The following is a 16100-nucleotide window of genomic DNA, read 5'->3' as shown; positions in this document are numbered from 1 at the left end:
GGTTAAGTTTACTCTATTTTGTAACCGATTCCCCATACCGTCTTAATGTATTCCGGCTGCTGCGGATCCTTCTCGATTTTCTCGCGCAGCTTGCGAATATGGACCATGACCGTGTTCTTCGATTCCATGAACGGCTCGTTCCATACCTCGGTATAAATCTTGTCCATGCTCAGCACGAGTCCGCGGTTGATGGCCAGCGTATGCAGCAGGGAGAATTCGCGCGGCGTCAGCTTAATCTCCCTGCCGGCCACCGTTACCCGGTGGGACGCGACATTGAGGATCAGCTCATCGATCTGGATTTCGTTCTCGTCCCGCACCGATTGATTGTTCAGCTGTTTGTACCGGCGGAGCTGCGATTTGATCCTTGCGACCAGTTCCAGCGGACTGAACGGTTTGGTCACGTAATCATCCGCGCCGATGCTGAGTCCGGCGATCTTGTCAATCTCCTGGCTCTTGGCGGACAGCATGATAATGGGCGTGTTGTTCTCCTCCCGAATCTTCATGCATGCCTGGATGCCATCCATCTGCGGCATCATGACATCGAGAATGATCAAATCCACTTTTTGCGTTTTTAGAATCTCCAGCGCTTCCAGGCCATGAGATGCGGTGAGCAGCGTATAACCCTCATTCCTGACGTAAATCTCCATCAATTTCAAAATTTCGGTTTCATCGTCAACCATCAGTATCGTAACTCCAGACATGGCTCCTCCTTGATCATAAAGCGGCAGTCAGCATAACGCCTTTTACGTCCTCTTGCTCCATGGATGTTGTCAGGCCGGGCGATGCTGCTGTTTTGGTTTCCTTTCGCCATGGCCATGCCTCGTCGGGTATACGTCCTATTCTTGCGAAACAGGCTAGGAACCGGAAAGCGGCACAGCCGGCGTATCGGTTGGTTTACCCGATCTCTTCGCCTTCGGAATATTACCGAAAATCACCCATGAGCCCGGTATATAGCGAACCGTCAATTCCACGACGATCCATGAACAGCCTAAGGCTGCCGCAAAACCGCCTGCATACCACAGATGGGTCAGGATCGAGTTCCCCGTGGTTAACGGGAATTGACGGTAGACGAGCAGAAAGAACGGATGAATGAGATAAATCCCGAAGGATACGGCCCCCAGTCTCTCCAGCGCGGGCGTCCATCCGCGTACCCCGGCCCGGTAGAACAGAATGGCGAACTGGAGCAGGACAAGCGCCCCAAAGTAAGTATGCATATTCCACAGCAGCTCGTACAGCGTTGAATTATATCCGGTTCCGTGAAGACGGTTGTTGTAATAAATGTACACATGGCCGAGACCGGCAGCTGCCCATGCGATCCACAGCATCGTCCAAGCCGCGATGCGGTAAGGCTGTGCGTTGGAACGGCTGATCACAAGCCAGGCCTTGAGTTTCGGATAATAGATGCCGATAAAAGCGCCCAGCATGAAGTAAGCTATATAGGACAAGGCCCAGCTTCCCTTATTCGGCACCTGCCAATAATACTTATTCATCAGTATAAACGTCCACTGGAACACCAGTCCAATCGGAATCGCCCATTTTGCAAGCTGCGGCATCTTCTTGAACAACCACAGCACCAGCGGAAACAGCACATAAAACTGAATGCTGATAAACACGAAGTACAGATGCGTATACGCTTTGCCGGTCAACAGCTTTTGAATAAAACTCTCCATCGTCTCGCCAAACGGCCTGCCTTGATAATGCAGATAGTGCAGCAGCCCGAAGTAAAACACGGAAAAGAGTGTATACGGGATGATGATGTACAGCAATCTTTTCTTGTAGAATCCGCCGATCAGCTTCTTGGTCGTAGGGCGGTCATAATAATTGTAGAAGAGTACCAGGCTGCTCAAAAATATAAACGTCGGCGTTCCGTATTTCATGAAGATGTTCATAAAATTGTAGATGAAAAAGTATTTGGAGTCCGTCATGGCCGATACGGCATACGATGTCGAGTGAACGGACAGCACGCCGATAATGGCGAATGCGCGGACCAATTGCAGCTCGGGAAGACGCTCCCTTGGCAGAGAATTCATTTTGTTCATGGCAGTACCCTCTCATTTCAAAGTCCTAATTTTTCTCGTTCCAAACCGAAACAATTCAATAAGTATAGTAAACATTTCTTAACGCCTTGCTTCCAAATTCTTAACGATTGCTTAAGATTCTGGTGATGCTCCTAATAAAATTCTACTTGATCCCAAAATATCCTTGCTCTTACAATAAGAAAAACATCTATCGACGTACTTTCTCAGAAGACAGACCGCGTATAGCGGAAGTTTTTCTTGCGAGATAAGGATGGCAAACCTCTGAAGCTGATACTTTCTTATCTCTTAAAAATAATCTTTAATTGGGGTGAATTGGATGCTGATTAGGATCCTTGCCGTTCGAAGTAGTTAGGCCCGGTCTATCATACTGGACCGGGCCTAGCCGGAATCACAGGAACTGGCTGCGAACGAATAAGAGACGATCTGTTTTCAGCATCCCATTTTATCTCAATTGAAAAGGTGAACAATATATATGAAATCACAGGAATACAAGTCATTTTATGATATCGTAGGAGCCTTAAACGGCTGGGATTTCAGCAAGGTCAGATGGATCTCGGAAGGCGTGGAGTGGAATTTTTACGATGAGGTGAGCAAGCGGTGCACATCATCCGACGCTCTGCTGGATATCGGCACGGGAGGCGGAGAGAACTTGTTGTCCATCGCCTCGAAGGCGGCATTGCTGGTTGGAATCGATCTTTCCCATGCGATGATAGAGACTGCCCGGAGTAACAAACGGAAGGCTGCGGCTTCCAACGTACGCTTTGTCCAGATGGATGCAGGGGTGCTTCAATTCCCGGAGGCGTTTTTCGATTTGATTTCATGCCGGCACTCCCCTTTCCGTGCTTCGGAGGTTGCCAGGGTATTAACCGATGATGGCGTGTTTCTAACGCAGCAGGTTCGCGAATGCGATAAAGCTAATCTGGCCCAAGCCTTCGGCAGAGGACAATCCTCCCGCGAAGACGGCGCTTTAATGGAGGAATACAAGAGGGAACTTCAGCTAGCAGGGTTTCGCAATATCCAATGCGCTGAATATGATGCCGTCGAGTACTATGAGCGTGAGGAGGATCTTATCTTCCTGCTCAAGCACACGCCCATCATTCCCGGATTCGGACAGGAGGAATCGGATTTCCGCATCCTGCAGCAATTCATCGAAGAGCATCGCACAGATCGCGGAATCCGGACGAATTCCGCACGGTTTATGATCGTGGCACGGAAATAGCCGGTCCTCCCTGGTTATAACCCGCAGTCTACGGCTATTAAACAGAAAAAGCGCACAAGGGGCACAGCCCTTGGCGCTTTTTTTTAGAAATCGGCATCGTATATTATCTCAGCATGATGGAACCGCCGTCCACCATCAGCGTTTGGCCGGTGATGTAATCGGAATCGGAGCTAGCCAAGAACACGGCCACGCGTCCGATATCCTGCTCGGGATCGCCCATTTTTTTGAGCGGAATCTTATCGACCATTTCTTGATACGCTTCCGGAAATGCCTGCTTCCACTGCTCTACGCCCGGCGTCAGCGCGATCGGACTGATCAGATTGACATTGATGCCGTCCGCTCCCCACTCGTTGGCAGCCACGCGTGACAGCCCCCGGATCGCTTCTTTCGCTGCGGCGTAGGAGGCCTGGTTCACCATGCCGGACAGTCCCGCACCGGATGCAAAATTGATCACCTTGCCCTTGGCTGCTTTCAGATGAGGATAACATTCCTGCATGAAATAAAACGTCGGATAGAATCCGGTATTGAACGACAATGCCATCACTTCATCGGTTGTTTCCACAATGGGTACCTGCTTGGACACATGCGCGTTGTTAACGAGAATATCCAGTCTGCCGTAGGTGTTCACAACGTCATCCACGATTCCTTTAATCGAGGCTTTATTCGTAATATCGCCGTTAATAAACATCGAATCGCTATATGCCCTCAGCGCTTTCTCCGTTTCGCGACCCTTATCCTCATTCACGTCCACGATGACGACCTTGGCGCCTTCCTTGGCCATGGCCAGAGCCATGCCGCTGCCGATTCCGCCGGCACCGCCCGTAATTATAGCTACTTTGTCTTTCAATTTCATGCTGTATACGCCCTCTTTCTCGAAAATGATAGCCTCACTATCAAAGATAGATCATTTCGCGAAAAATTTCAAATTTAAAGGATCCATGCAAAAAAAAGCAAGCCCCTCACCCATGGAGGAGCTTGCTGCTTACGTGTTACGACAGGATCAACTAAAGACCTGTGAAGCTATTCGTTATTAGCCGTTGACCAGCAGTTCTTTCAGCTGCTTGATCTGCTTGCGCTCGCCCGCAAGCACCAGCGTCGATCCTGCTGTCAGGATGTCGTCCGGACCCGGATTGATTTTCTGCTCTTTCTTGTTCACAATCGCTAATACATTAGCGCCAGTACGTTGACGAACCTGAAGCCCTGCAATGGATTGTCCCACGCATTTGTAATGCGGCTCGATTCGCGCCCATTCGATGATCAAATCTTCGAGCGTCACTTCGATGGTCTCCAGCGCTTTCGGTTTATACGTCATGCCGCCGATAATGCCTGCGATTTGTCTTGCCTCGTCATCCTCTAATGTAATCTGGGAGATGGTCTCCTCAGGATCGTCATCTTCAAAGTGGTACAACTCTCTACGGCCATCGTCATGAATAACAACAACCAGCTTATCCCCTGATCTCGCCTGAATAAGGAACTTCTTCCCGATACCCGGCAGATCAGATTCGCGAATAATACTCATGTGTAAATCCTCCGTTCTGGGGTTAATTCAATCTCTAGATTATATAGATTAGTTGGAAGAAAGTAAATCATCCCGGGCTTCCCTATGCATTCCTTTTTTTCACTTTCTCCACTGGATCGCTCCATTTGAATATTTTATTCATTCCACGGTACACGCGCTTCGACTCCTTGGCCAATAAGGGCCCAAGAATCGCGAGAATCAGGACATAGAGTGCCGAGAATGGTTTCAGCATCGCGGACAGTCCGCCTGCAAGTCCCAGATTCGCAACGATAATCGTGAACTCCCCGCGCGCCATAATAGTCAATCCGATGTTAAGCGACGATTTATGCGATAGTCCGGCCTTGCGCCCCGCTATCATGCCTGCGACCAGGTTGCCGATTATGGTCAGTACCACGGCGCCAAGAGCCAGCCATAGCGCATTCCCCAGCGTGGTCGGATCGATGCCGAGACCGAAGCTGAAGAAGAAGATCGCTCCAAAGAAATCACGGAAAGGTATGACCAGTTGCTCGATCCGTTCGCTATGATCCGTCTCCGATAAAGCCAGTCCGAACAGCAGCGCGCCGATCGCTTCGGCTACGTGCAGCGTCTCCGAAAACCCGGCAATAAAGAACATCGACGAGAACACTACGATAATGAAAATCTCGCTGGACGTAATATTCAGCAATTTGTTAAGTATGGGTGGACCTTTTCTCGCAATAACAAAGAACAACAGCATGTAACCTATGGAAATGCAAACCGAGAGGATCGTTGCCCCTATCGATGTAGCCCCGCCTAACAGCAGTCCCGACATAATCGATAAGAACACGGCAAGGAAAATATCATCGAACAAAATCATGCCGAGTATGAGTTCCGTCTCCGCATTCCCCGTGCGCCGCAGATCCACAAGCACCTTAGCGACGATGGCGCTGGAGGAAACCGACAGCATTCCTGCAATGATCAGCGTCTCGTACAGAGGCATATTGATCACGAAACCGTAAGCCACACCCAGCACGAAGTTCAATACTACATATACGGTTCCGCCTACCACAATGTTTCGTCCGGACTTGATCAATTTTTGAACCGAAAATTCAAGACCAAGGTAAAAGAGCAGGAATAGAATACCGATCTGTCCCAGAAAATCGATGATCCCCTGGCTCTCAATAAACTTAAAGTCAAGAATCCCTATCGTTGGTGCATGCGGACCGACAAGCATCCCGAGCACAATCAAGAACGGTATGATCGAGAACTTGAGCTTTCCAGCAATTACGGAGGCTATAGCAACCAGAATCAGAGCAGTTCCAACCTCAAACATCATATGGTCCATAGAAGACCTCCTCCTCCTCAAATTTGACTTCTGGCAATCATTACTATTATACATAAAAATGCATACATTTACAAAGGAACTGCAATATATTTGCTTGATTGCCTTTTATGCAGGAAATGGCGTCATTTAAAAACAGGCTTATTTTTATTAGCGATTTCATTGTTTCCAAAAAATATAAAATCTATCCACAATCGCATTCAAGCTCCATTAAATGAATAAATATACACTTTATTGCATACAATACCAGGTAAAAAAATCCATTATTTTAAGCGGCATGTTCACCTTCTTCCTGGTTTTCGTTTTTCTTATGCGCACGAAAAAAAGCCCCGCGGCTGCAACCGCGGGGTTTTGCTCTTCTTTGCACTATTTAAACCAGCCTTTTTCCTTGAAACGCGTGATCGCTTCGATCCGGTTGCTGACGCCAAGCTTATCAAGAATAACGGAAATGTAATTACGCACGGTTCCCGTGGTTATAAACAGCTGATTGGCAATTTCCTTCGTATTCTTGCCGTCCGCGATGAGGCCCAGCACTTCCTTTTCCCGCTCCGTCAGCGGATTCTCTTCACCGGAATACGCTTCATCCACCAGCTCGGAGGCGTAGATACGCCTGCCTGCCATAATGCTGCGAATGGACGCAGCCAGCTCCTCGCTCGGGCTGTCCTTTAGCAGGTAAGCGTTGGCGCCCGCTTTCACGGCACGCTCGAAATACCCGGGCCGGGCAAAGGTCGTCAGGATCATCACCTTGCAGCCATAACCCTTGATCTCCTCGGCGGCTTCAAGCCCGTTCATGATCGGCATCTCAATATCCATGATGCAGATATCCGGCATATGAAGTTTGACAAGCTGTACGGCATCCTTGCCGTTGCCCGCCGTCCCGACCACCTGCATATCCTCTTCCAGATCCAGCAGTGAGGCCAAGGCTCCAAGCAGCAGCCGCTGATCTTCGGCAATGACGATTCGGATCATATTCCCGCCTCCTTATCCGGCATTCTGAGCACATTAGGGACTCGAAGGACAAGCGTAGTCCCCTCGCCTGAAGCAAACTCCATGCTTCCGTTCACGAATTCAAGCCGCTCTCTCATTCCCCGCAGCCCGTTGCCGCGGTTTTTCGCGTCCGTCACGAACCCGGTTCCATTGTCCTTCACCCTGGCAATCAGATCCGTTTCCGTGGATTCGATCACAATGGAGCAGGCCGTGGCATTGCTATGCTTCACGATGTTATTCACTGCCTCTTTCAGGCACATGCTGATCACATTTTCATTCATTAACGACAGATTCTCCGGCTCCAACGTACCCTCAAAGGTCAACTCGATCTGCGCCGCCTTCAAGATTTGCCGAATACGGAAGATTTCATCCGCAAGCCGGGTCCCCCGCATCCGCGTCACCATCTCGCGCACTTCCTTCAGTGCGGTTCGGGCCGTCTGACGGACATCGTTGATCTCGGCTTGGGCCCTTTCCATATCCTGCTTCATCAACTTGCCGGCCAAATCGCTTTTGAGGCCGATAAGAGACAGCTTTTGCCCCAGCGTATCATGCAAATCCCGGGCAATGCGCTGGCGTTCCTCCAGCTTCACCAACTCCGAAATCCGTTTGTTGGCATCCTCCAGCTGGCCCTGCAGCTGATCGTTCTTATTCCGGTTATAGTTTGTCACGGGCAGCAGAATGACCCCTACCACACTCACAAGCACGAATGGCAGCTGCGTGATGAAGAACGGATTCCGCGTTAACAATCCATAATTCACCGTAATAATGGTCGTAACCAAGTGGATGGAGTACAGCGTGATAAACCCGGCCTTATTCTTGATGTTCCCGATGAAGAATGCCAGGAACAGCGAAAAATAGATATATCCGAATACCACGGACATCGTAACCGATATTAAAATTTGCAGACTCGTCCAGAAATAGACGAGCCAGCCTTTGGACAGAAATGACAGCACATAGAAAGCGAAGAACATCACGATCATCAGAACGCCGATCACGATCTGATAGGTCGAGGTCGACCGGAAGATGAAATAGAACGGAAGGATGTAGAAGACAACCCATACGTAAGGGCTCAGTCCCGTGCTTTTATGAAAGATCTGATACCATTTCTGCATGGAGTCCCACCTTCTGTCGGTTCAAGCTTAATTCATTTACTAGCCTTAGCGAATCCGTGATCCATTATAGCATCATGACTCAGGAATCTATTCGCGCTGGACCCTGGGTCTTGGGCTCGCCAGGTTCTTCTCCGCCTTCGTCAGTGCGGATTCCTGCGGCTTGCGAAGCGACTGACGCGCTTCCTTAAACGTGATAAACACCTTTTTATCTTCATCCCACAGACGGAAACGAATGGATTTCAAACTGGTCTTCAGCGTAATCGTGGTTGCCTTCTGCAGCGGGGGAGCGGCTTCATGCGCCTTCTCCAAGTTATAGTTAGGCACCTTCGGGCTCAAATGGTGGACATGATGGAAGCCGATGTTGCCCGTGATCCATTGCAGAACCTTCGGAAGTTTGTAATAAGAGCTGCCTTCTACGGCTGCATTGATATAACTCCACTCTTCATCATGCTCGTAATACGTTTCCTCGAATTGATGCTGCACGTAGAACAACCAAATGCCAAGCATCCCGGAAACCATGAAGATCGGAGCTTGAACGAGCAGAAATGCCTGCCATCCGATCGCCCAGCACAACAATGCATACAAAGCGACAATCAGAATATTCGTTGTATAGTTACTGATCTTCTCCTTGCGTCTCGCGCCTTTGCGGTTGAAACGGTAGGAGATCAGAAATATGGCGATGGGACCCAGACCGAACATCACGATCGGGTTACGGTACACCCGATAGTACAGACGCTGCCAAAAGGAAGCTGCCCCATATTCTTCAACGGTTAATACCCACATATCGCCGATTCCCCGCTTATCGAGATTGCTGCTCGTCGCGTGATGGATCGCGTGGGTGTTCTTCCATTGCTCGTAAGGGCACAGCGTAAGCACGCCCGTAATCGTGCCGAGAATTTTGTTAGCCTTGCGGCTCTTGAAGAAAGATCCGTGACAGCAGTCATGGAATATGATAAACGTCCGGACAACAAAACCCGAAGCAACCACGGCTATGGGAATGGTTAGCCAGTACGATACGGATAAGCTTAAATAGGCTGCATACCATAGCAGTATCAAGGGAACCAGTGTATTGAAAAGCTGACCTATACTCGCCTTTGTGTCAATTTCTTCATAAGGGGCAACATTCTTTTTCAAGCTGGACAATTTGTTATCGGGTTTAGCCATAGTTGTCTTCCTCCTCGAAATGAAGCGCAAGGACGTTATCAAGCTATCACGCACTTGTCTAATTTAAGTATAGTTAGAATGTCATGCGCGTCGTAGTCATAAACGTCATTTCGGGAGTATGACAAATATCATATATCAGTGCGGGAATCCGCCGGGAACCGCAGTCCGATCTGGCTTCTGGCTTCCTGCATAATTTCGGCCGTAATGAGCGAGTTGGCATGGGTGTTGATTGAACTTTCCCGTTCGCCGCACCGGATCAAATCGATAAATTCCCGGGCTTCGTAATACATCGATTCATGCGTTTGCAGCTGGGTCACGTTCTCGATGGTGCCGTCTCTGTAGCGGATCTTCACATCGTACGGCTGATTGATTTTGTCGATGATCATCGTGCCGTTCTCGCCCTGAATTTCGGTAGGGGCAAGGGAATCGCTGATTTTGGAATGCATGATGACGGCATCCATCTCGGGATAGGACAACAGCAGACTGCCTTCGCCGTCAACCCCGGAAGACAGCATGTAGCCGGAAGCCTTCACCGTGTCCGGTTTTCCGAACAGGGTCACCATCGGGTACAGGCAATAAATCCCCAGGTCCATTAGAGAGCCGTTGGAATATTCAGGGTTGAACGCATTCAGTACTGTCCCCTGCTTGAACGCGTCATAACGGGAGGAGTATTGGCAATAACTTGCAAAATAACGCCGTATCGGGCCCAGCTTGTACAAGTTGTCCCGGACGGTCTTGAAGTTCGGCATCAGCGTCGACTTCAATGCCTCCATCAACAGAACGTCATTGTTCTTCGCGGCTTCGATCATGGCGGCCACTTCGACCGCGTTGGAAGCCATCGGCTTCTCACAGAGGACGTGTTTCCCGTGGTTCATGCATAATATTGCCTGGTCCACGTGATAGGAATTCGGACTCGCAATGTATACCGCATCAATTTCGTCATCCTGCACCATTGCCTCAAGATCCGTGTAGACCTTGGGATCCGCGTACTTAGCCGCAAAAGCCCTGCCTTTCTCTTCCGTACGGGAGTATACGGCAGCTAGAATAAATTCTTCCGTCTCCAGTGCCGACTGGAGAAACCTCTCGGTGATCCAGTTTGTGCCGATAATGGCAAAACGGATGTTCATCCCTTATCCCTTCCCTTCATGGTTTATCCTGATTGATCTTTGTCGTTGGCTTACATCCATCCTTCAAAAGCCGAAATTCGTTCGCGTGCCGAATCCGGAATCGGCGTGCTCTTGCCTGAAGCGGTCTCGATGAGCACGATGGTTCCGCGGCCGGCTGCCTTCAAGGCGCCGTCCACTACGATCGCATATTGAATGTCCATGGAGGAGCGTCCGATCTCAGCCACCCGCACATGAAGCCTAAGCGGGTCCTTCAGATACATTTGCGCCAAATACTGGCACTCCAGATCCGCAACAACCGACACCTTTTGATCGCCGAACAGCTCGTCGGTCAATCCCAGATTCTCGAAATATTCAATGCGTCCCTGCTCAAAATACATGAAATAACTGACGTTATTGACATGACCCAGCATATCCGTTTCGCAGTACCTAATCTTTATCGGAATTTCAAAGTGAAACGTGTCCAGCCAGGACTTGGGATCCGGTTGTATGAAGGTTGTTTTTTTCATGATGAGTCCCCTTTCTCTTTATAAGAGGGAAATGTATGTACAATGCTAAACCAGTCTTATACAAGGATAATGAATACCCGCTGCGTCCGTCAACTAAATAACCAAATGATGGATATTATTCCTGACGCCCTTGGAATATGGCTTGAATTCATTTTCCTCCCATAGGTTGCCACCTATAGAAACAAACCATGAAAAAAACCATCCGCCCCCGATCAGGATCACGGGAGGGATGGTCTCGATAGTATGAATGGAACTAGCTGGGTCATAGCACGTGCCGATTCGCCATCAATGTCTCTTCTTATAGTAGGTTAGGGCCAGCGCGAGCGCCAGCACCGAGCCCTTGACGATATCCATCGCATAATACGGCACGGACAGCATGATCAGACCGTTTTGCAGTATGCCGATCAACACAGCGCCGACAAAGGTCCCGAGCGCGTTCGGCTTGCCGGCTCCAAATACGGAGTATCCGATGAAAGTCGCGGCAACGGCATCCATAAGATAGGGCCCGCCGGAGTTGACCTCGGCCGTCATGACGCGAGCCCCGAGGATAATGCCACCGATGGCGGCAAACAATGCGGAGACCAGATAAGCGATCAGACGGTATTTACTCACCGGGATCCCGGATAAAGCCGCCGCTTCGCGGTTGCCCCCGATCATGTACATGTACCGTCCGTGTTTCGTATAGGTCAGGAACAGATGGACCACGAGGACCACGAGAACCATAATGATAATGATCCATGGCACCTGCCCGATCTTCTCGAACAGCGCCGGAATTTTACCGGTGGCAAAGTCCCCGCTCGGCATGATCATATTCTGGGAGATGGTAGCCCCCCGGGTATACGTCAGGGCAACGCCCTGGAAGATAAACATCGTCGCCAGGGTCATCAGCATGTCGTCGATCTTGAAATTGATGACCAGAAACGCGTTGATCAGCCCGACGGCCAGGCAGAACAGCAGTGTGAGGCCGATGCCGATGCCGATGTTTTGCCCGTGCCAGACGAACATGGATATGACCAGCGCGTTTGCCAGGGAGGCCGTCGAGCCGACGGACAGGTCAAAGCCGCCAACGGCGAGCGATACGGTCAGTCCTACGGCAATGATCGTCACGATCGAGATCGAACGGAGAATGTTAATAATGTTGCTTGTATTCAAAAAGTTGTCGGCAACGGTCCCGAATACGAGAATAAGTACGAATACCGTAATCAACGTGCCGTATTTATACAGAAAATCGAATGCGAAGCTAGCCGCCGGCTTCTCCTTAACAGGTCTTGCTGTATTCATGTCAACCCGCCTCCTGTGCAGTAAAGCAATAATTCCTCTTCATTCGTTGACCGCGTTGTCAGCTCCTTCGTGATGCGGCCGTCATACATTACATACACCCGGTCGGTGATGCCCACGATTTCCGACAGCTCGCTTGTAGCGTACAGCACGCATTTCCCCCGCTTGGCCAGCTCGGCCACCAGCTTGAAAATATCCCGCTTCGCGCCAACGTCAACGCCCTTGGTCGGCTCATCGAAAATATACACGTCCGCATCGGCCAGCAGCCATTTGCCGATCGCCACCTTCTGCTGGTTGCCCCCGGACAGGTTTCTCACCCGCGCTCTCTCGCTTGGAGTTTTGATCCCGAGCGACTCGATCATCTCTCTCGCCGCCTGTTTCTCCCTGCCAAAGCTTAGCCAGGAACCCCATTTGGAAAATTGGGACAGCACCGCGGCCGTTAAATTGACGGACACCGGCTCTTCCACGAACACGCCTTCCCGGCGGCGCTCCTCGGGTACGAGCGCAATGCCGTTCCGCACGGCATCATGCGGCGAGCGGATGCGCAGCTTTTTTCCATCCAGTCTCATCTCGCCGGTTGACGTGCCGGAAGCCCCGAATACCGCCCGGCACAGCTCGGTTTTCCCGGCCCCGACAAGGCCTGCCAAACCGACGATCTCCCCTTGGCGGAGGCTCAGATTAACGCCGTTGATTTTGCCCGGGTCGTACATGCCTTTTACCTCTAACCGCGCAGGACCGATGTCTCGCTCGATGTGGGGAAACTGCTGGTCCATCTTGGAGCCCAGCATGTATTCCACCACTTTCGGCTGATCGATATTCGCGATGCGGTCGCTCTTCACCAGCAAACCGTCCCGCATGATCGTAATGTCATCGCAGATTTCGTACAGCTCCGGCAGCCGGTGAGATATGAAAATAATGCCGACTCCGTCCTGCTTCAGCTTGCGCACCAGCTTGAACAGCTGCTCCGTCTCGCTATGGCTGAGCGGCGCGGTCGGCTCGTCCAGCACCAGAATGCGGCACTGTTTGGAAACGGCTCTGGCGATCAGCACCATCTGCTTCTCCGCCAGCGTCAGCTCCGAAATCAGCTTTTTGACCGGGACCCGGATATTCATCCGCGCAAGAATCGATTCGGCTTCCCGATGGAGCTCCTTCCAACGGATCAAGTGCCGTTTGCCCATATCGTGAACCGTCCGGTCGAGCATGATGTTCTCGCCGACCGTCAGGTTCGGAATGAGCGCGGTATCCACCTCTTGATAGACGATCTGAATGCCCAGGTCCTTTGCTTCCTTCGGTGAACGGATGTCCGCCCTGCTTCCGTCGATCCAGATCTCGCCCTCGTAATGGGTATACGCTCCCGATAGAATCTTCATTAAGGTAGACTTTCCCGCGCCATTCGCACCGATCAACGCATGAGCCGTTCCCGCAGTCGTCTGAAAGTCAACATCGGTCAACGCCTTAACGCCTGGAAAAGAGATCGATATGTGCTTCATTTGAAGTAAGGGTGCCGCTCCCGAAATGTCGGTCGAGCTGGCAGTTGTTGGCTCCATCACGCTTCGCAAGTGTATTCTTCCCTTCAAATAGGATAGGGCGCCCCTATCGATGACCGACAAGAGCGCCTGTATGAATATTGCTGTTTATTTGCCGCCTGCTTCTTTCAATGCCTTCATCCAGTCCTCTTCGAATTCCGTGCTTGTTCCCCAGCTCGGGATAATATCGGCCAAATTAACCATGTTGACCGCTTCGGTAGCACCCTCGAGGCCAGAGCGCTCGATCAATACAGGCTCCAGATTATACGTAGCAGGCGTTTCCTCGCCTGCAATCTTCTTAGCCAGCAAACGAACGTTGATGGCGCCGATCATCTTCGGATCTACAGCTGCGGTAGCCACCCAAGGGCTGTCCGGTTTCTGGATCAGTTCCAGGTCCGCGTTGGATACGTCGATGCCGTAAATCTTAACCTCGCTGCGTCCCGCTTCCTCCAGCGCTCTGGCCGCGCCGATGGCGAATGCATCCCAGGTTGCGAAGATTGCATCGATTTCGCCCTTCGGATATTTCGTCAGGATAGCGGATACCGCGTTTTGCGTTTCCAAGGAAGTCTGGTCACTCGCTACGCCGAAACGCTCCACTTCCTTGATGCCCGGGTTGTTCTTCAGCGTTTCCTGGTATACGGCATTACGACGCACCATCGGCGGGAATCCGTCTACCCAGAGGTAAACGATGTTGGCCTCCGGCCCTTGCTCTTCAATCAGCTTGTCCAACGCCAGCTTTGCGAGCTGCTCGTCATCCTGCGATGTCTGGGTTACCCCTGCAATGTCACCGATCTCCGGCAAGGAGTCGAAGGTGACGACCGGAATTCCCTTTTCGGTAATCTTCTTCACGTCCTGAACCGATGCAGGATCGTCGCCATGCGATATGATAAATCCATCGTAGTCGCTGTCAATGGCTTGCGCGATCGCGTCATGGAATTTAGCGGAGTCTCCATTCGCCGAGAAGGTATCCACCTTAAACCCGAGAGCCTCGCCTTCCTGCTTCGCCCCTGCCAAAAATTGAGCCGTGTGGTCATCGCCTCCGATTTTCCGAACGACCATCAATTTCACCGGATCCTTCTCGGCAATGCCTGCCGGCAGGTTCTCGACCTTGTCCGCCAGATTGCCCGACGCGCTGCCGCCGCCGCTGCCCGATTCGGCGCATCCGGTCAATACGATCACAAACGCCAGCGCCAGCGCCGATAATTTCCTTACATGTTTCATGGCTTTCATGTTCTCTCTCCCCCTGTTTTCCGTAAAAAAGACGAATATTAATTAATACAAGTAATCCTATAGGATTTAAAAGGAGGCGTCAACCATTATTTTTTCGCTTTAATGCATTACACCACATACGCAAAAAAAATGAAAGTGATTTCTAACATTTCTAATTGTATCGGCAGCTATGAACCCATATTTCATACCTATAGCTATTCTCATTTAAAAAAAGAGATCGGGCACGACATTCGCGCCCGATCTCTTTCCATTAGGAGCACGGATTCCGTGCATCCAGCGTTTGTTGCTTCCAGCTTCAGCTCTAAGACCAACCGTTAAGCGTTAGCCCAAAGAAACGCCCATCGTTTCGAGCCAGGCCTTCGCGATCAGGCCGTGTCCGGCCGGTGACGGATGCACGCCGTCCGGCGCCCAGAAGGCAGCTTCGCGACGCACCGACGCCGCAGCGAACAATCCGTCCAGCGGCACCAGGAGGGCTCCGTATTCCACCGCCAATTCGCGGACCGCCGTGATTTTCGGATCCAGATCCTCGCGCCAGGCTCTCCGATCCTCCGGATGAGGCAGCACGAACGGTTCGACCAGAATCAGCTTGGCGTCCAGCGCTTCTTTCGTCCGTTCGATCAATTTGCGGTACCCGGCTTTATAATCCTCGGTGCTTGTCGGGTCCCCGCTATCATATCGGCGCCAAGTGTCGTTGATTCCGATATAGATGGATACCCAGTCCGGCTTCAGGTCCAGGCAATCCTCCTGCCATCTGTTATTCAAGTCGACGACCCGGTTTCCGCTGATCCCTCTATTCAAAAAGGTAACGTTCAACTCAGGAAATTTCATGCCGAACAACGAGTCGATCAATAGCGGGTAGCCGTTCCCCAAGCTGCCGGAAAAGTTGCGGTCGCGACCGCAATCCGTAATGCTGTCCCCTTGAAATAATACGACATCCCCTTGCTGCAAACGATTCATTCCACTTCCTCCTCATCGGTATGTTGCTATTGTGCGTACACTTGGAAATTCGTAGGCTCATGTGTAGTGAGAACGCTTCCTAACATTTAAATATTTGCCGTGCAGGGCTCAATTCCTTTTTATGAACCCTGCAAAT

The 16100-nt window shown here is 51.0% G+C and carries 15 protein-coding genes; 1 reads left to right on the top strand and 14 read right to left on the bottom strand.

The features are described 5' to 3' along the window. Positions 1 to 8: 8 nt before the first annotated feature. Complete coding sequence (locus MHH82_RS06310) at positions 9 to 701, bottom strand: response regulator transcription factor (RefSeq protein ID WP_340964413.1); 693 nt, start codon at positions 699 to 701, stop codon at positions 9 to 11. 153 nt (positions 702 to 854) lie between these two features. Further along, positions 855 to 2039 (bottom strand): acyltransferase, encoded by a 1185-nt coding sequence (locus tag MHH82_RS06305; RefSeq protein ID WP_036662310.1) that lies wholly within the window; start codon positions 2037 to 2039, stop codon positions 855 to 857. Positions 2040 to 2511: 472 nt separating this feature from the next. Here MHH82_RS06305 and MHH82_RS06300 point away from each other — a divergent pair, with 472 nt between their 5' ends. Further along, positions 2512 to 3258 (top strand): class I SAM-dependent methyltransferase, encoded by a 747-nt coding sequence (locus MHH82_RS06300; protein WP_340964408.1) that lies wholly within the window; start codon positions 2512 to 2514, stop codon positions 3256 to 3258. Between the two features lie 103 nt (positions 3259 to 3361). Here MHH82_RS06300 and MHH82_RS06295 read toward each other — a convergent pair whose 3' ends face one another. From MHH82_RS06295 to MHH82_RS06240, 12 genes are all read right to left on the bottom strand, one after another. Beyond that, a complete protein-coding gene (locus MHH82_RS06295; protein WP_340964405.1) occupies positions 3362 to 4111 on the bottom strand; it encodes an SDR family NAD(P)-dependent oxidoreductase in 750 nt (249 codons plus the stop codon). Between the two features lie 177 nt (positions 4112 to 4288). Then, positions 4289 to 4777: a cation:proton antiporter regulatory subunit gene (locus MHH82_RS06290; protein ID WP_009589718.1), complete on the bottom strand. Its 489-nt coding sequence runs from the start codon at positions 4775 to 4777 to the stop codon at positions 4289 to 4291. 82 nt (positions 4778 to 4859) lie between these two features. After that, on the bottom strand, positions 4860 to 6080 hold the full coding sequence (locus tag MHH82_RS06285) for a cation:proton antiporter (protein WP_009589754.1): 1221 nt from the start codon (positions 6078 to 6080) through the stop codon (positions 4860 to 4862). 363 nt (positions 6081 to 6443) lie between these two features. Further along, positions 6444 to 7046 (bottom strand): response regulator transcription factor, encoded by a 603-nt coding sequence (locus tag MHH82_RS06280; RefSeq protein ID WP_012819369.1) that lies wholly within the window; start codon positions 7044 to 7046, stop codon positions 6444 to 6446. Beyond that, on the bottom strand, positions 7043 to 8176 hold the full coding sequence (locus tag MHH82_RS06275; RefSeq protein WP_012819368.1) for a sensor histidine kinase: 1134 nt from the start codon (positions 8174 to 8176) through the stop codon (positions 7043 to 7045). Before MHH82_RS06275 ends, MHH82_RS06280 begins: the two co-directional genes overlap by 4 nt. An 87-nt stretch (positions 8177 to 8263) precedes the next feature. Continuing rightward, a complete protein-coding gene (locus MHH82_RS06270) occupies positions 8264 to 9340 on the bottom strand; it encodes a fatty acid desaturase (RefSeq protein WP_145038825.1) in 1077 nt (358 codons plus the stop codon). A 128-nt stretch (positions 9341 to 9468) separates the two neighbouring features. Further along, positions 9469 to 10467 carry a Gfo/Idh/MocA family protein gene (locus MHH82_RS06265; protein ID WP_012819366.1) on the bottom strand — a complete coding sequence of 333 codons (999 nt, stop codon included), beginning with the start codon at positions 10465 to 10467 and terminating at the stop codon, positions 9469 to 9471. A gap of 50 nt (positions 10468 to 10517) precedes the next feature. Then, positions 10518 to 10973, bottom strand: a complete 456-nt coding sequence (locus tag MHH82_RS06260) for an acyl-CoA thioesterase (RefSeq protein ID WP_036662299.1) — start codon at positions 10971 to 10973, stop codon at positions 10518 to 10520. A gap of 285 nt (positions 10974 to 11258) precedes the next feature. Continuing rightward, positions 11259 to 12254 carry an ABC transporter permease gene (locus tag MHH82_RS06255; protein WP_012819364.1) on the bottom strand — a complete coding sequence of 332 codons (996 nt, stop codon included), beginning with the start codon at positions 12252 to 12254 and terminating at the stop codon, positions 11259 to 11261. After that, the gene (locus tag MHH82_RS06250; RefSeq protein ID WP_036662609.1) at positions 12251 to 13741 is read right to left on the bottom strand and encodes a sugar ABC transporter ATP-binding protein; all 1491 of its coding nucleotides are present in this window, start codon (positions 13739 to 13741) and stop codon (positions 12251 to 12253) included. Before MHH82_RS06250 ends, MHH82_RS06255 begins: the two co-directional genes overlap by 4 nt. A gap of 144 nt (positions 13742 to 13885) precedes the next feature. Beyond that, entirely contained in the window at positions 13886 to 15007 is a 1122-nt protein-coding gene (locus MHH82_RS06245) for a sugar ABC transporter substrate-binding protein (RefSeq protein WP_012819362.1), read from the bottom strand. 321 nt (positions 15008 to 15328) lie between these two features. Further along, positions 15329 to 15964 carry an SGNH/GDSL hydrolase family protein gene (locus tag MHH82_RS06240; protein WP_009589707.1) on the bottom strand — a complete coding sequence of 212 codons (636 nt, stop codon included), beginning with the start codon at positions 15962 to 15964 and terminating at the stop codon, positions 15329 to 15331. Positions 15965 to 16100 lie beyond the last annotated feature (136 nt).

The organism is Bacillus sp. FSL K6-6540 (assembly GCF_038007545.1).
This window is presented reverse-complemented; position numbering and strand designations above follow the sequence as displayed.

Excerpts from the sequence above, each read along its gene's own strand:
- MHH82_RS06275 (WP_012819368.1), bottom strand. The coding sequence starts at position 8,176 with ATGCAGAAATGGTATCAGATCTTTCATAAAAGCACGGGACTGAGCCCT.
- MHH82_RS06305 (WP_036662310.1), bottom strand. The coding sequence starts at position 2,039 with ATGAACAAAATGAATTCTCTGCCAAGGGAGCGTCTTCCCGAGCTGCAA.
- MHH82_RS06255 (WP_012819364.1), bottom strand. The coding sequence starts at position 12,254 with ATGAATACAGCAAGACCTGTTAAGGAGAAGCCGGCGGCTAGCTTCGCA.
- MHH82_RS06260 (WP_036662299.1), bottom strand. The coding sequence starts at position 10,973 with ATGAAAAAAACAACCTTCATACAACCGGATCCCAAGTCCTGGCTGGAC.
- MHH82_RS06245 (WP_012819362.1), bottom strand. The coding sequence starts at position 15,007 with ATGAAAGCCATGAAACATGTAAGGAAATTATCGGCGCTGGCGCTGGCG.
- MHH82_RS06290 (WP_009589718.1), bottom strand. The coding sequence starts at position 4,777 with ATGAGTATTATTCGCGAATCTGATCTGCCGGGTATCGGGAAGAAGTTC.
- MHH82_RS06300 (WP_340964408.1), top strand. The coding sequence starts at position 2,512 with ATGAAATCACAGGAATACAAGTCATTTTATGATATCGTAGGAGCCTTA.
- MHH82_RS06265 (WP_012819366.1), bottom strand. The coding sequence starts at position 10,467 with ATGAACATCCGTTTTGCCATTATCGGCACAAACTGGATCACCGAGAGG.
- MHH82_RS06270 (WP_145038825.1), bottom strand. The coding sequence starts at position 9,340 with ATGGCTAAACCCGATAACAAATTGTCCAGCTTGAAAAAGAATGTTGCC.
- MHH82_RS06280 (WP_012819369.1), bottom strand. The coding sequence starts at position 7,046 with ATGATCCGAATCGTCATTGCCGAAGATCAGCGGCTGCTGCTTGGAGCC.
- MHH82_RS06250 (WP_036662609.1), bottom strand. The coding sequence starts at position 13,741 with ATGAAGCACATATCGATCTCTTTTCCAGGCGTTAAGGCGTTGACCGAT.
- MHH82_RS06310 (WP_340964413.1), bottom strand. The coding sequence starts at position 701 with ATGTCTGGAGTTACGATACTGATGGTTGACGATGAAACCGAAATTTTG.
- MHH82_RS06285 (WP_009589754.1), bottom strand. The coding sequence starts at position 6,080 with ATGGACCATATGATGTTTGAGGTTGGAACTGCTCTGATTCTGGTTGCT.
- MHH82_RS06295 (WP_340964405.1), bottom strand. The coding sequence starts at position 4,111 with ATGAAATTGAAAGACAAAGTAGCTATAATTACGGGCGGTGCCGGCGGA.
- MHH82_RS06240 (WP_009589707.1), bottom strand. The coding sequence starts at position 15,964 with ATGAATCGTTTGCAGCAAGGGGATGTCGTATTATTTCAAGGGGACAGC.